The 12,633-nt window shown below is 37.6% G+C and carries 12 protein-coding genes; 5 read left to right on the forward strand and 7 right to left on the reverse strand.

The genetic code is table 11. The features are described from left to right. Position 1: 1 nt before the first annotated feature. The 7 genes from AY601_RS17020 to rpsT form a co-directional block, all read right to left on the reverse strand. Positions 2-526 (reverse strand): DUF962 domain-containing protein, encoded by a 525-nt coding sequence (locus AY601_RS17020; protein WP_068403214.1) that lies wholly within the window; start codon positions 524-526, stop codon positions 2-4. A gap of 64 nt (positions 527-590) precedes the next feature. Next, positions 591-2,153 carry a ribonuclease Y gene (gene rny, locus AY601_RS17025; RefSeq protein WP_198163544.1) on the reverse strand — a complete coding sequence of 521 codons (1,563 nt, stop codon included), beginning with the start codon at positions 2,151-2,153 and terminating at the stop codon, positions 591-593. Between the two features lie 253 nt (positions 2,154-2,406). Next, positions 2,407-2,697, reverse strand: coding sequence for a cell division protein ZapA (locus AY601_RS17030; RefSeq protein WP_041878266.1), 291 nt, complete (start codon positions 2,695-2,697; stop codon positions 2,407-2,409). 31 nt (positions 2,698-2,728) lie between these two features. Continuing rightward, positions 2,729-3,019 carry a hypothetical protein gene (locus AY601_RS17035; RefSeq protein WP_068403216.1) on the reverse strand — a complete coding sequence of 97 codons (291 nt, stop codon included), beginning with the start codon at positions 3,017-3,019 and terminating at the stop codon, positions 2,729-2,731. 54 nt (positions 3,020-3,073) lie between these two features. Then, the gene (pheT, locus tag AY601_RS17040; protein WP_068403218.1) at positions 3,074-5,473 is read right to left on the reverse strand and encodes a phenylalanine--tRNA ligase subunit beta; all 2,400 of its coding nucleotides are present in this window, start codon (positions 5,471-5,473) and stop codon (positions 3,074-3,076) included. A gap of 83 nt (positions 5,474-5,556) precedes the next feature. After that, entirely contained in the window at positions 5,557-6,255 is a 699-nt protein-coding gene (radC, locus tag AY601_RS17045) for a RadC family protein (protein ID WP_068403220.1), read from the reverse strand. 58 nt (positions 6,256-6,313) lie between these two features. After that, positions 6,314-6,568 carry a 30S ribosomal protein S20 gene (gene rpsT / locus AY601_RS17050; RefSeq protein ID WP_041878275.1) on the reverse strand — a complete coding sequence of 85 codons (255 nt, stop codon included), beginning with the start codon at positions 6,566-6,568 and terminating at the stop codon, positions 6,314-6,316. Between the two features lie 681 nt (positions 6,569-7,249). Here rpsT and AY601_RS17055 point away from each other — a divergent pair. The 5 genes from AY601_RS17055 to AY601_RS17075 all read left to right on the forward strand — a co-directional run bounded on the left by AY601_RS17055 (position 7,250) and on the right by AY601_RS17075 (position 12,633). Further along, positions 7,250-8,503 carry an AAA family ATPase gene (locus tag AY601_RS17055; protein ID WP_068403222.1) on the forward strand — a complete coding sequence of 418 codons (1,254 nt, stop codon included), beginning with the start codon at positions 7,250-7,252 and terminating at the stop codon, positions 8,501-8,503. Beyond that, positions 8,500-9,081 carry a DUF4276 family protein gene (locus tag AY601_RS17060; protein ID WP_068403224.1) on the forward strand — a complete coding sequence of 194 codons (582 nt, stop codon included), beginning with the start codon at positions 8,500-8,502 and terminating at the stop codon, positions 9,079-9,081. Before AY601_RS17055 ends, AY601_RS17060 begins: the two co-directional genes overlap by 4 nt. 266 nt (positions 9,082-9,347) lie before the next feature. Then, positions 9,348-9,926, forward strand: coding sequence for a phosphoribosylglycinamide formyltransferase (gene purN, locus AY601_RS17065; protein WP_068403226.1), 579 nt, complete (start codon positions 9,348-9,350; stop codon positions 9,924-9,926). 73 nt (positions 9,927-9,999) lie between these two features. After that, entirely contained in the window at positions 10,000-11,526 is a 1,527-nt protein-coding gene (gene purH, locus AY601_RS17070) for a bifunctional phosphoribosylaminoimidazolecarboxamide formyltransferase/IMP cyclohydrolase (RefSeq protein ID WP_068403228.1), read from the forward strand. Positions 11,527-11,610: 84 nt separating this feature from the next. Then, positions 11,611-12,633, forward strand: a complete 1,023-nt coding sequence (locus AY601_RS17075) for a rod shape-determining protein (protein ID WP_068403231.1) — start codon at positions 11,611-11,613, stop codon at positions 12,631-12,633.

A 12,633-nucleotide genomic window follows, 5' to 3' on the forward strand; every position in this document is an offset into this window, starting at 1 on the left:
TTTAGTATTTTAATCCCATTTTAATGCAGATAAAGTGCAATAACCAAATAGGACCTATTAACAAAAACTTAACATCCTGTAAAAATGAAGGTTTCTTTCCTTCGATTTTATGACCGATGAATTGTCCAATCCAGGAAAGCACAAAAATTACTGCACAAACCAGCCACAGTGCAGGTCCACCAGCCAATTCCCACTTCTCCAGTTGTACAATTATAGCAGCAGCAGCAAAGATTAATAAGATCATCAAATAAGAAAGTACCGGCGACAGACGGTAATAATAATATCCTGAAAAAGCAATCACAAAAGAAGCCCAGTTCACAAAACCATTATACTTTCCAAGGAAAGCCAGATGTGGAAAAGGGATAGCCCAGATCATTCCCAATAAGCTAAATACGATCAAAGGCACACAAACCCAGTGAATCAATTCGTTAGAAGGATTCTGATGACTTTCTGAGTAGGTATCAAATAGAATATCCACTTCCTTTTTACGCTCCAATTTTTCCACCGGGGATTTCTGCTTCTTCATTGTATAAAAATAAAAAAAGCGATAGAATAATCTATCGCTTCGGTAATAATATTTATTGAGCCATTTATTTAGCAAAGGCAACCGAACGGGTTTCTCTGATTACAGTAACTTTAATCTGACCAGGATAAGTCATCTCCGTTTGAATACGGTTAGAAATATCCGCTGCCAGTAATTCTGCCTGCTGATCAGTTACTCTCTCACTCTCAACTACCACTCTCAATTCTCTACCAGCCTGAATAGCAAAAGTTTTCTCTACACCAGGATAAGAAAGAGCCAGCTCTTCTAATTCTTTTAAACGCTTGATATAACTTTCAACAACCTCACGTCTTGCACCAGGGCGGGCACCAGAAATTGCGTCACAAGCTTGTATGATCGGCGAGATCATAGAAGTCATCTCGATTTCATCATGGTGAGCTCCGATTGCATTACAAATTTCAGGATGTTCCTTATATTTTTCTGCAAGCTGCATTCCTAAAATAGCGTGAGGCAATTCAGGGTTATCATCAGGTACTTTACCTATATCATGCAGTAATCCTGCACGTTTAGCCATCTTAGCATTCAAGCCTAATTCTGCTGCCATTGTTGCACAGAAATTAGCAACCTCACGGGAGTGATGCAGTAAATTCTGTCCATAAGAAGAACGGTAACGCATACGTCCAACCATTCTGATTAACTCAGGGTGCAGACCATGAATCCCTAAATCAATAACCGTGCGTTCACCTATTTCTACAATTTCATCTTCAATTTGTTTCTTCGTTTTTGCGACCACCTCTTCAATACGTGCCGGGTGAATACGTCCGTCAGTTACCAGACGGTGTAAAGCTAAACGGGCAATCTCTCTTCTTACCGGGTCAAATCCTGATAAAATAATTGCCTCAGGTGTATCATCGACAATGATCTCAATACCAGTCGCTGCTTCAAGTGCACGGATATTTCTACCTTCACGACCAATTACACGGCCTTTAATCTCATCACTTTCGATATGGAAAATAGAAACTGTATTTTCTATCGCTGCTTCCACAGCTGTACGCTGTATAGTTTGGATCACGACTTTTTTAGCTTCTTTAGTTGCAGTTAACCTCGCTTCATCCACAATATCCTTTACCTGGATCATTGCCTGAGTTCTGGCTTCCTGCTTCATGTTTTCTACCAACTGGTTTTTTGCCTCTTCAGCACTTAATCCGGCGATAGTTTCCAGTTGTTTCACATGCTGGTTTTTCAGCAAGTCAACCTCTTCTTGCTTTTTAAGCGCAATGTCAGTCTGTTTATCCAGGTTTTTCTTGCTGTTATCCAGTTCCTGTTCCTTGCGGTTCATGTTTTCCAAACGCTGGTTCACAGATTGTTCCTTCTGTTTAATCGCGTTTTCTCTTTGATTTACCTGGTTATTTTTTGCATTTACTTCCTGCTCATGTTCAGTTTTCAATTGTAAAAACTTCTCTTTAGCTTCCAGCAACTTGTCTTTCTTTAAGATCTCTGCATTACTTTCTGCTTCTTTCAAGATCTTCTTCACTTTTGACTGTGCAGCAATCTCCTGTTTTTTCAACAGGTTGCGCAGTAAATATCTGCCAACCAGTATTCCAACAACTAAGCTGGCCAGTACATATCCAATTATTCCTATTATTTCCATTTTAATTTATATATATAAACGTGCATAAACATAACCTATGCTCATGCAAGCCTCTCCTTACCTTTCTTAAATTCTGACTTAAAAAAAAACCGTTGTTCAATTTTAAGTTTCCTGCGTTGCCGCTCTAAATACATGCAGTGATTAACAGCAACTGATCCCAGCCACCTGCCTGTATTTAAAGATTACGAAACATGAAACAAAAAATTCAACAACGGTTAAATTCCTTTATACGCTTTGAAATTACGGACCGATCCTATTTGGTAAAGAAATCGTTCAGTAAACTATCTAATTCTTCAACTTTTTCAGCTACTGCAGTATCTTGATCCTGCACTTTATTTTCTACCCTTAACACAGCTGTTGCATAATGCAATACTGCCATAGATAGCAAATCCTGTTTATCTCTGACCGCATAATTTTCCTGATAGTCCTTTATACGCTCATTAATAATTTTGGCTGCCCGCCTTACAATTTCTTCCTCTTCCATATTCACCTTTAAAGGGTAAATGCGGTCCGAGATAGTTATTTTTATCGAGATTTCTCCCATTTCTTAGCTTTGTTTCAATTTCGTGTAATCCCTATTTTTTAAGCAACACTACACATTTATCGATTTCACGCACAAAATCGTTAATTTTTTGCTTTATATCAAGTGTCTTCTCGCTTGTCCCTTCAATACTCTTCGCCAATTTAAGCACCCTCATCTTCTCATCCAAATCTGAGTTCTTAATTTTCGCCGCATTCAAGGCTAACTTAACAGATGAATTCTCCTGCTTCAACAACTCGTTTTCCTCTTGTAATGCATTACAAAGCTCGATAAGCCGGGCCGCTTTATGTAATACTGAATCTAATTGTTCTGCAACCGAAGACATCTTTTATTTAAAAATTGATAGTATTTATATTATTCCTAAAAGTAACAAATAAAATTACTTTCTTATCTCTGCTTTCGCACTTTGGGCTAAGTTAGCGATAATCTTTTGCATAACTGCATCAATTTGCTTGTCAGTCAAAGTCTGCTGATCATCCTGTAAAGTAAAGTTCAATGCATAAGACTTCTTATTTTCCGGTAGTTTATCACCAACATACACATCAAAAATCTGCACATTCTTCAGCAATTTCTTCTCTGTTTTGAAAGCAATTGTTTTCAAAGCTTCAAAGGTGACATCCGTATCTACCAGCATAGAAAGATCTCTTCTTACCGCAGGATATTTAGGAATCTCTTTGCTGATTACTTTATTCTTTCTGACAATATCCAATAATAAAGCCCAGTCAAAATCTGCATAATAAACATCCTTATCTACATCCGTTTGTTTTTTATCTGCTGCAGTTACCGCACCGAAAGAAACAATTGCCTGTGGCCCTCTGAAATACTTCAACCCGAAAGCAAAGTTCTCATCACTAATTTCTTCTGTCTGGTAATTTGTAATTCCCAATCTGCCAATTACCGCATCAACTGCAGCCTTTAAGTTGTAAAAACTCACCGGAGCAGGCTTTTGATTCCACTGCTCTGTTGCATCCGAACCAGAAAGCACCAATAACAATCTTGGGTGCTCTACATATTTTTCATTTATCAAATGATAAGTTTTACCAAATTCATAAAACTTAACATCCCCGTTTTTTCTGTTCTGGTTATAAGCAACGCTCTCCAGTGCCGGCATCAGTAAACTCTGACGCATTACATTCAGGTCTGAACTTAAAGGATTCAGAATCTGTACCACTTCTTCCGTATTTTTAGAATAGGTGCCTTTAGTTAAAGAGTTACACCAGATTTCTAAATAACCGTTAGCCGTTAACATATCTGCAACCACATGTTGTGTCTGCTCTCTGTCTGGCTTGGCAGAGAAGGTAAGTGAAGCATTCACTTTATTTGGGATCTCTATATTATTATAGCCGTAAATTCTCAATACCTCTTCAGTGATATCACACTCACGTGTAACATCTACCTTAAAGCTCGGAACTTTTAAAGATAAGCCTTCAGCTGTTTCTGAAGCAACCGTAATACCTAATGAGGTAATGATCGCTTTAATTTCCTCATCCGGAATAGCTGCACCAATCAGCCTGGTAATATTTTTATAGCTAACCTCTAAATCAAACGGAGCAACCGGCGCTGGATATATATCTGAAACTACAGAAGAAATCTCTCCACCTGCCAGTTCCTGAATCAACAAGGCAGCATATTTTAAAGCTGTAACTGTCATTTCAGGATCAGTACCACGCTCATAACGGAAAGAAGCATCCGTTTTTAAAGTATGCCTTTTCGCTGTTTTACGTACCGATACCGAATTGAAATAAGCACTCTCTAAAAATATATTTTTAGTTTCTGCACTCACTCCAGAATTCTTACCACCATAAACACCTGCAATCGTTACTGGCTTCTCTGCATCACAGATCATCAGATCTTCAGCAGATAACTTACGTTCTACGCCATCTAAAGTAACAAATGGAGTTCCTTCAGCAACCTTTTGTACAATGATCTTTTTTCCTGACAGCTGATCTGCATCAAAAGCATGAAGCGGCTGGCCTAAACCATGCAGCACATAATTGGTAATATCTACTATATTATTAATTGGACGGATGCCGATTACTTTTAATTTATCCTGTAACCAGTCCGGAGAAGTTTTAACCGTTACCCCACTGATCGAAACACTGCTGTATCTCGGGCAGGCAATTGGATCGGCAACTTCAACAGCAACTGTTAAATTCTCATTTGCTGTTTTAAAAGAAACAATAGCTGGCATTTTCAAATCAATTCTCAGGTAAGCCGCTAAATCTCTGGCTACCCCTAAATGTGAAGCTGCATCAGCTCTGTTTGGCGTTAATCCAATTTCAAAAAGGTAATCATCTTCCATTTTGAAATAATCTTTAGCTGGCTGACCGATCAGTGCGTCTTCTGCAAGGACCATAATACCAGCATGAGAACCACCCAGACCAATTTCATCTTCTGCACAAATCATCCCTTCAGAAACTTCGCCTCTGATTTTTGATTTATTGATTTTAAAAGGTTCGCCTTCATTCGGATAAACAGTAGTCCCTACCGTTGCTACAACAACTTTTTGTCCTTCAGCAACATTTGGTGCACCGCATACAACCTGAATCGCTTCTGCAGCCCCAACATTTACCGTAGTAACCCTCAGCTTGTCTGCATTGGAATGTTGAACGCATGTAAGCACATGGCCAATCACTAATCCTTCCAGACCACCCACCACTGGTTGTACTTTTTCAAGGCTTTCCACTTCCAGACCGATATTGGTCAGAATCAATGAAAGCTCCTGTGGATTAAGGTCAGTTTGTATGAATTGTTTAAGCCAGTTGTATGATATCTTCATGTTATATTTTCTTCTAAAATGCAAAGATATAAAATAATGCTTTGCTGTATATTGATTAGCCCATAAACATGGAAGAATTGACACTAAATAATTTCTTCATCTGCCATGCTATAGAACTTTTTATTGGTAATAATGAGGTGATCAAGCACAGGGGTGTCTAATAAAAGACCAGCTTCAACCAGTTTTTTAGTGACTTCAATATCCTCTTTACTAGGCTTACAGTTACCCGAAGGATGATTGTGCGCAAGGATGAGATAAGCCGCCTTCATGGCAATTGCTTTTTCAAAGATGATTTTCGGATCAACAGTTGTACTCGCCTGTCCCCCTTTGCTAATCATGTGTTTGCAGATTACAAAGTTGGCTTTATTTAAAATCAGCATCCAGAACTCTTCATGATCCAGATCTGCCATTACAGGGCGCAATAAATCAAATGCATCATTGGAAGAGTGGATCTGAGGGAATTCCTCATGAGGTTTTTCTTTTCTGCGGCGACCAAGTTCAAGTGCTGCAATAATGGACAATGCTTTAGCCTCTCCTATCCCCTTAAACAAGATTAGTTCCTGGAAGGATGCTTTAGCTAGTAAATCGAGGTCATTCCCATAATTAAGCAGTATCCGCTGACTCACCTCTACGGAGGTTTCCGTTTGATTTCCCGAACTGATCAGGATAGCAATCAGCTCTGCATCCGATAAATGCCTGCGGCCATTCAGAATTAGTTTCTCGCGTGGACGGTCGGCAGGCGCCAATGATTTAATTCCTATTTTCTGTTCATATTTTACCATAAACAAAAAAACGGGATAAGCCAAAGCCTATCCCGTTTACAATATTGTAAAGCTATTACTATTTTAAGCCGTTAACAAATTTAGTTAACTTAGATTTGTTGTTTGCAGCTTTGTTTTTGTGAATAACATTTTTCTTAGCTAAACGATCTAACATAGAAATCACTTTAGGCAATAACTCCTGACCTGATTTTTTATCTACAGATGCACGTAATCTTTTAACAAAAGTACGAGTAGTTTTTGCTTGGTATCTGTTACGTAAACGTTTAGTAGCGTTTGCTCTGATTCTTTTTAAAGATGATTTATGATTTGCCATTTTCTAGTATAATAATATTTTTATATGTAAAGGTCTGATCATTACAACAAACCCTGTTTATCCTTTTTTCGGACTGCAAATATAGAACTTATGTTTTTAATATGCAAAACGATATTACAAATATTTTAAATATTCTTGATTATACTATAATCTGATTATAAGATTCTTAAATATTGATTCACCATATTTTGCAAAAATACAGTATTACATTAGTTGTGATATCACAATCATGCAGTTTATTATATAACAAACTATATAATTATATTATCTGTCTGTGTGATTCATATCAACTACAGTTTCATCTTCCATGACATCAAGTAATCTTACTATAAAACACCTATTGTGCAGGGGTACTGTAGGGGTTGTGTTGTAGGTTGAAGTAGCCTTGAACTAGCATTGAAGTAGTATTGAAGTAGCCTGAGGTACTTCAAGGGTAGTCGAACCCTGCTTCAACCCTACTTCAATGTATACCACAACCCCTACAGTACTATACCAGAATGTCAAGTCAAATCAGGAATAGACATAGACATATCCGTCACAGGAGAAAAAAGATAGGTACTAAAAATTCTGGAAGAATTTATGTGAAGATAGTCAGGCCTGTATTTTTTTAGTTCAAGCATTCACAGCTATAATTAGTAAATTGGGGGACAATATTTTAAATTTGTAGAAAACCTAATATCAATGCCAGAAAACGAAAATCTTCCATCCTTGTTTCTTGACGAATTACATGTCAAAGGTTTTAAATCTATTGAGGATTTAGAGGCTAGGCTAAATCCAGGGTTGAATATTCTTATAGGAAAAAATGGCGCAGGAAAGTCTAATTTTCTAGAATTTCTTGATTCAGCAATAGCTACTATTTATAAAAAAAAAGGATTTTCCTTTCAATCTGCATTTCTGAAACTCAATGACAGAAACAACAATAGATTCGATCTTAACATCAGAAAACCAACTAAGAAAAATCTATTAGGAGAAAGTAACCGAGTCAATGATGAGTTGTATCACCATAGCTTATTCATCAATGACTCCATAGTATTTGACAGTTATGACGAAGAAATCATTGGCAAAGAATTTGATTTTAATGGCAAAAAAATAAAATCAAGCAGAAGCATAAATACTATCCTTTTAAAGCTGGGTCATAGCTTTATATCCCCACTTTATATCCGCTTCAATCTTACAGAGCAACTGGATGGAATTGCAACACCGGGAATTATACAAATCCCCTTGATTTACGATTTTATCGATTGGGAGTTTGGCAAAACTACTCGCTTTTTAACAGATATAATCGATAATGCTTCGTATAGTTTCCAGAATACTTATGAAGATAAACTTATGGCATTACCAGAAGATAGAGATACTTTTGAGAGAGAAAAAATCATTCAGAGCGTAGATGTATCCTGGTTCTTGGAAAATCTGATTATTCCTGAAGAATCTATCGGGAACCTCATACGCTTTTCACCTATTCAGGGATTAAGATTTAATGAAGGTATTAACATTTATAGAGACGAGAAATCCATCACAGCAGAAAACATTAAACTGGAATTCCTTATTAACGAGCGCTGGATTCCCTGGTCACATCTTTCTGATGGAACTAAACGGTTATTCTATTTAATTACGGAAATCACTAACAATAAGACAGGTCTAATCCTCATAGAAGAGCCTGAACTTGGCATTCATCCACATCAGTTTGATCTCCTCATGCAATTTATCAAGGAACAATCCTTACAAAAGCAGATCATCTTATCCACTCACTCGCCAAAAGCGCTGGATCATCTGGAAGAAGACGAACTGGATAAAATTCTCATTGCTGTATACGATCGTGAAAAAGGAACACAACTTCACCATCTCAATCCAGAGCAAATACACAAAGCAAAAACCTATATGAACGAAGTGGGTTACTTAAGTGATTACTGGTCACTTTCAGATCTAGAAGAATGATTAGAGTCGGCTTGGTAGGAGAAGATCCAAATGACACCTCTTCATTGAAGATATTATTGAATAAGAAATATAGTGGCCGCGTACATTTTCAACCTTTATTGAAACGTATCAGAGGTCACCAATTAGACAGCATAAAGACGAAAAGAGCTGTTGGAGCAGAAATGTCATTGAATAAATGCAGTTTCATTTTATTTATTCGGGATTTAGATGGCCTCCATACTCAAAAAGATCTATTACAACTCAAAAACGAATGGTTTTCTTCACTCAATCAGGTTTGTGGAAATCAAAATATCTTTCTACTTAACATCTGGGAACTAGAAGCCATGATCTTTGGCGATATTGAAACATTTAATTCCAAATATGGTACTACGATCAAAGCAGACAAAAACCCTATGATGATTTCGAACCCTAAAGAAGAATTGAAGAGAGCTACCTATAAGGGGCGCAAGCGATTTGAAGAATCTCACTGTCCGGAAATATTTGAGGCTCTTGACTTTGATCGTGTGGTATCTAGATGTGATTTTTTTAGAGATTTCATAATTCAGTTTGAAAGAAGACTGGAAATTAGATCAAAATAATCAGCTACTTAGGTTAAAAAATGAATATATTCTCATTAAACCCTTTCATTCAATACTCAAAATACTATTTTTGACAAAAAACTACTTTATATGGATTCAACGCTATCCCTAATGAAAACCGGCGTAGCCAGCTTGAATACCATTAAATAACAATAAACAACTAATGAAAACCGGCGTAGCCAGCTTGAATACCATTAAAGAACAATAAACAACTAATGAAAACCGGCGTAGCCAGCTTGAATACCATTAAAGAACAATAAATACTAATGAAAAAACGTATAGCAATCTTTGCCTCCGGTTCGGGTTCTAATGCCCAGAAAATTATGGAACTGTTCAAACACAGTCCTGAAGTAGAAATTGCGCTGGTATTGACCAACAACCCTGATGCATACGTTTTACAACGTGCAGATAATTTTGAAATTCCTTCTCACATTTTTGACAGAAAAGAATTCTATCAGACCGAATCTATCATCAATTTATTAAAAAATCTGGATATAGACCTGATTGTTCTGGCTGGTTTTCTCTGGCTGATTCCTCAAAACCTGATTGCAGAATATCCCGGCCGTATTATCAATATCCATCCTGCCATACTCCCTAAATTTGGCGGTAAAGGAATGTATGGTGATCATGTGCATAAAGCAGTACTGGCAGCAGGAGAAACTGAAGGCGGCATCACAATTCATTACGTAAATGAAAATTATGACGAAGGAGAATACATCTATCAGGCCAAATATAAAATTGATAAAGATGACAATTTGGAAATGGTAAAATTCAAGGGGCAACAGCTTGAACACCAACATTATCCCCGTATTGTGGAGAGTATTTTGAAAAAGATAAAAAAATAAGGTACTTTTTATCATTTCTCTCTGAAATTTATCGCTTAAAAATCATAATTTTGCGGCTCAAAAATCACACCCAATGAGTCAACAAATAAAGATCAAAAACGCTTTAATCTCAGTATATTACAAAGACGGTCTAGAACCACTTGTTCGCTTGCTTGCACAGCAAGGTGTTCAGTTGTTTTCTACAGGTGGAACAGAACAGTTCATTAAAGACTTGAATTTACCTGTTACAGCTGTTGAAGATCTGACAGGCTATCCCTCTATTTTAGGCGGAAGGGTTAAAACTTTGCATCCAAAAGTTTTCGGTGGTATCTTAAACCGCAGAAACCTGGCAGCAGACAAAGTACAGATTGAAGCATATGAAATTCCTGAAATCGACCTGGTTATTGTTGATTTATATCCTTTTGAAGAAACACTGAAAGCTGGTGGTTCTGAAGAAGAAATCATTGAAAAAATTGATATTGGCGGTATATCTCTGATCAGGGCTGCTGCAAAAAACTTTAATGATGTAGTGATCCTTGCTTCAAAAGATGACTATGCAACCCTTCAACAACAATTAGAAGAACAAAATGGGGAAACTTCTTTAGCACAGCGTAAAGCTTATGCTAAAAAAGCATTCCACACTTCTTCTCACTACGATACAGCAATCTTCAATTATTTCAATACTGAAGAGCCGCTTACTTTATTCAAACAAAGTATCAATACTGCAAAAACTCTTCGTTACGGAGAAAATCCACATCAGCAAGGTGTTTTTTACGGAAATCTGGATGAAATGTTCACCAAATTAAACGGAAAAGAACTTTCTTACAATAACCTGGTTGACGTTGATGCAGCAGTGAGTTTGATCGATGAATTTATCGAACCTACTTTCGCCATCTTAAAACATACCAACGCCTGCGGGATTGCTTCGAGAGAAACGATCGGACAAGCCTGGGACGATGCTTTAGCCTGTGATCCTGTATCTGCATTTGGTGGTGTACTGATTGCAAACCGTGAAATTGATTTAGCTACAGCGACCGAAATCAACAAATTGTTTTTTGAAGTGCTGATTGCTCCTTCTTACGAATCTGCTGCGGTTGAACTGTTCAAAGCAAAGAAAAACAGGGTAATTCTTCAGCGCAACCCTGTTGAATTGGGTAAAAAACAATTCAAAACTTTATTGAACGGTGTGATTGAGCAGGATAAAGATTTAATTATCGAAGGAACTGATCAAATGGTTACCGTTACAGAGAAATCACCTTCAGCTGCGGAGCTAAAAGATCTTTTTTTCGCAAATAAAATTGTAAAACATACTAAATCCAACACAATTGTGTTTGTAAAGGATAATACTTTACTGGCAAGTGGAGTTGGACAGACCTCAAGAGTTGACGCTTTGAAACAGGCAATTGTAAAAGCAGATGCTTTCAACTTCAGTTTAATCGGATCGGTAATGGCTTCAGACGCCTTTTTCCCATTCCCTGACTGTGTTGAAATCGCTGCCGGAGCAGGTATTACGGCTGTCCTTCAACCAGGTGGTTCAATTAAAGATGCGGATTCCATTAACATGGCGAACGAAAAAGGTATCGCAATGGTTACCACTGGCATCAGACATTTTAAGCACTAATTTTTTAACTGCGAATACAATAAAAAGACGTAGTTTTACATTAAATAGTATATAGAATTTTTAATAATAACTTATCACCTATAAATGGGTTTATTTAACTGGTTCACACAAGAGGTTGCCATCGATTTAGGCACCGCCAACACCCTGATAATACACAATGACAAAGTGGTTGTTGATGAGCCTTCAATAGTTGCTTTTGACAGACAAACAAATAAAATTATCGCAATAGGCCGTCAGGCGATGCAGATGGAGGGTAAAACCCATGATAACATCCGTACCGTAAGGCCACTGAAAGATGGTGTTATCGCCGACTTTAACGCTGCAGAAGCAATGATCAAAGGTATGATCCGTATGCTGAATGGTGGAAAAGGCTGGATGTTCCCATCTTTGAGAATGGTAATCTGTATTCCATCAGGGATTACTGAAGTTGAAAAACGTGCAGTAAGAGATTCGGCAGAAATTGCCGGTGCAAAAGAAGTTTACTTAATTCACGAACCAATGGCAGCTGCTGTAGGTATTGGAATTGACGTAGAAGAACCGATGGGTAATATGATTATCGATATCGGTGGTGGTACTACTGAAATCGCTGTAATTGCACTTTCTGGTATTGTATGCGATCAGTCTATCCGCGTTGCGGGAGATAACTTCGATTCAGATATCGTAAATTATATCCGTCGTCAGCACAATATTATGATTGGTGACCGTACTGCGGAGAAAATCAAAATTGAAGTTGGAGCTGCTTTACCTGAATTATCAGATCCACCAGCAGATTTCGCGGTACAGGGAAGAGATTTAATGACAGGTGTACCGAAACAAATTACGGTTTCCTACACTGAAATTGCACACTGCCTGGATAAGTCAATCTCTAAAATTGAAGAAGCAATTCTGAAAGCATTAGAGATTACCCCACCAGAACTTTCTGCGGATATTTACCAGACTGGTATTTACCTGACAGGTGGAGGAGCGTTATTACGCGGACTGGACAAACGTGTAGCAGCTAAAACTAAACTTCCGGTACACGTAGCAGAAGATCCATTACGTGCGGTTGTCCGTGGTACTGGTATCGCACTGAAAAATATCGGTAGCTATAAATTTTTAATGCAATAA

Source organism: Pedobacter cryoconitis (genome assembly GCF_001590605.1).
Classification (GTDB): Bacteria; Bacteroidota; Bacteroidia; order Sphingobacteriales; family Sphingobacteriaceae; genus Pedobacter; species Pedobacter cryoconitis_A.

Coding starts and splice junctions, on each gene's coding strand:
- AY601_RS17075 (WP_068403231.1), top strand. CDS start 11,611: ATGGGTTTATTTAACTGGTTCACACAAGAGGTTGCCATCGATTTAGGC.
- AY601_RS17030 (WP_041878266.1), bottom strand. CDS start 2,697: ATGGGAGAAATCTCGATAAAAATAACTATCTCGGACCGCATTTACCCT.
- radC (WP_068403220.1), bottom strand. CDS start 6,255: ATGGTAAAATATGAACAGAAAATAGGAATTAAATCATTGGCGCCTGCC.
- purH (WP_068403228.1), top strand. CDS start 10,000: ATGAGTCAACAAATAAAGATCAAAAACGCTTTAATCTCAGTATATTAC.
- pheT (WP_068403218.1), bottom strand. CDS start 5,473: ATGAAGATATCATACAACTGGCTTAAACAATTCATACAAACTGACCTT.
- rpsT (WP_041878275.1), bottom strand. CDS start 6,568: ATGGCAAATCATAAATCATCTTTAAAAAGAATCAGAGCAAACGCTACT.
- AY601_RS17060 (WP_068403224.1), top strand. CDS start 8,500: ATGATTAGAGTCGGCTTGGTAGGAGAAGATCCAAATGACACCTCTTCA.
- AY601_RS17055 (WP_068403222.1), top strand. CDS start 7,250: ATGCCAGAAAACGAAAATCTTCCATCCTTGTTTCTTGACGAATTACAT.
- rny (WP_198163544.1), bottom strand. CDS start 2,153: ATGGAAATAATAGGAATAATTGGATATGTACTGGCCAGCTTAGTTGTT.
- purN (WP_068403226.1), top strand. CDS start 9,348: ATGAAAAAACGTATAGCAATCTTTGCCTCCGGTTCGGGTTCTAATGCC.
- AY601_RS17020 (WP_068403214.1), bottom strand. CDS start 526: ATGAAGAAGCAGAAATCCCCGGTGGAAAAATTGGAGCGTAAAAAGGAA.
- AY601_RS17035 (WP_068403216.1), bottom strand. CDS start 3,019: ATGTCTTCGGTTGCAGAACAATTAGATTCAGTATTACATAAAGCGGCC.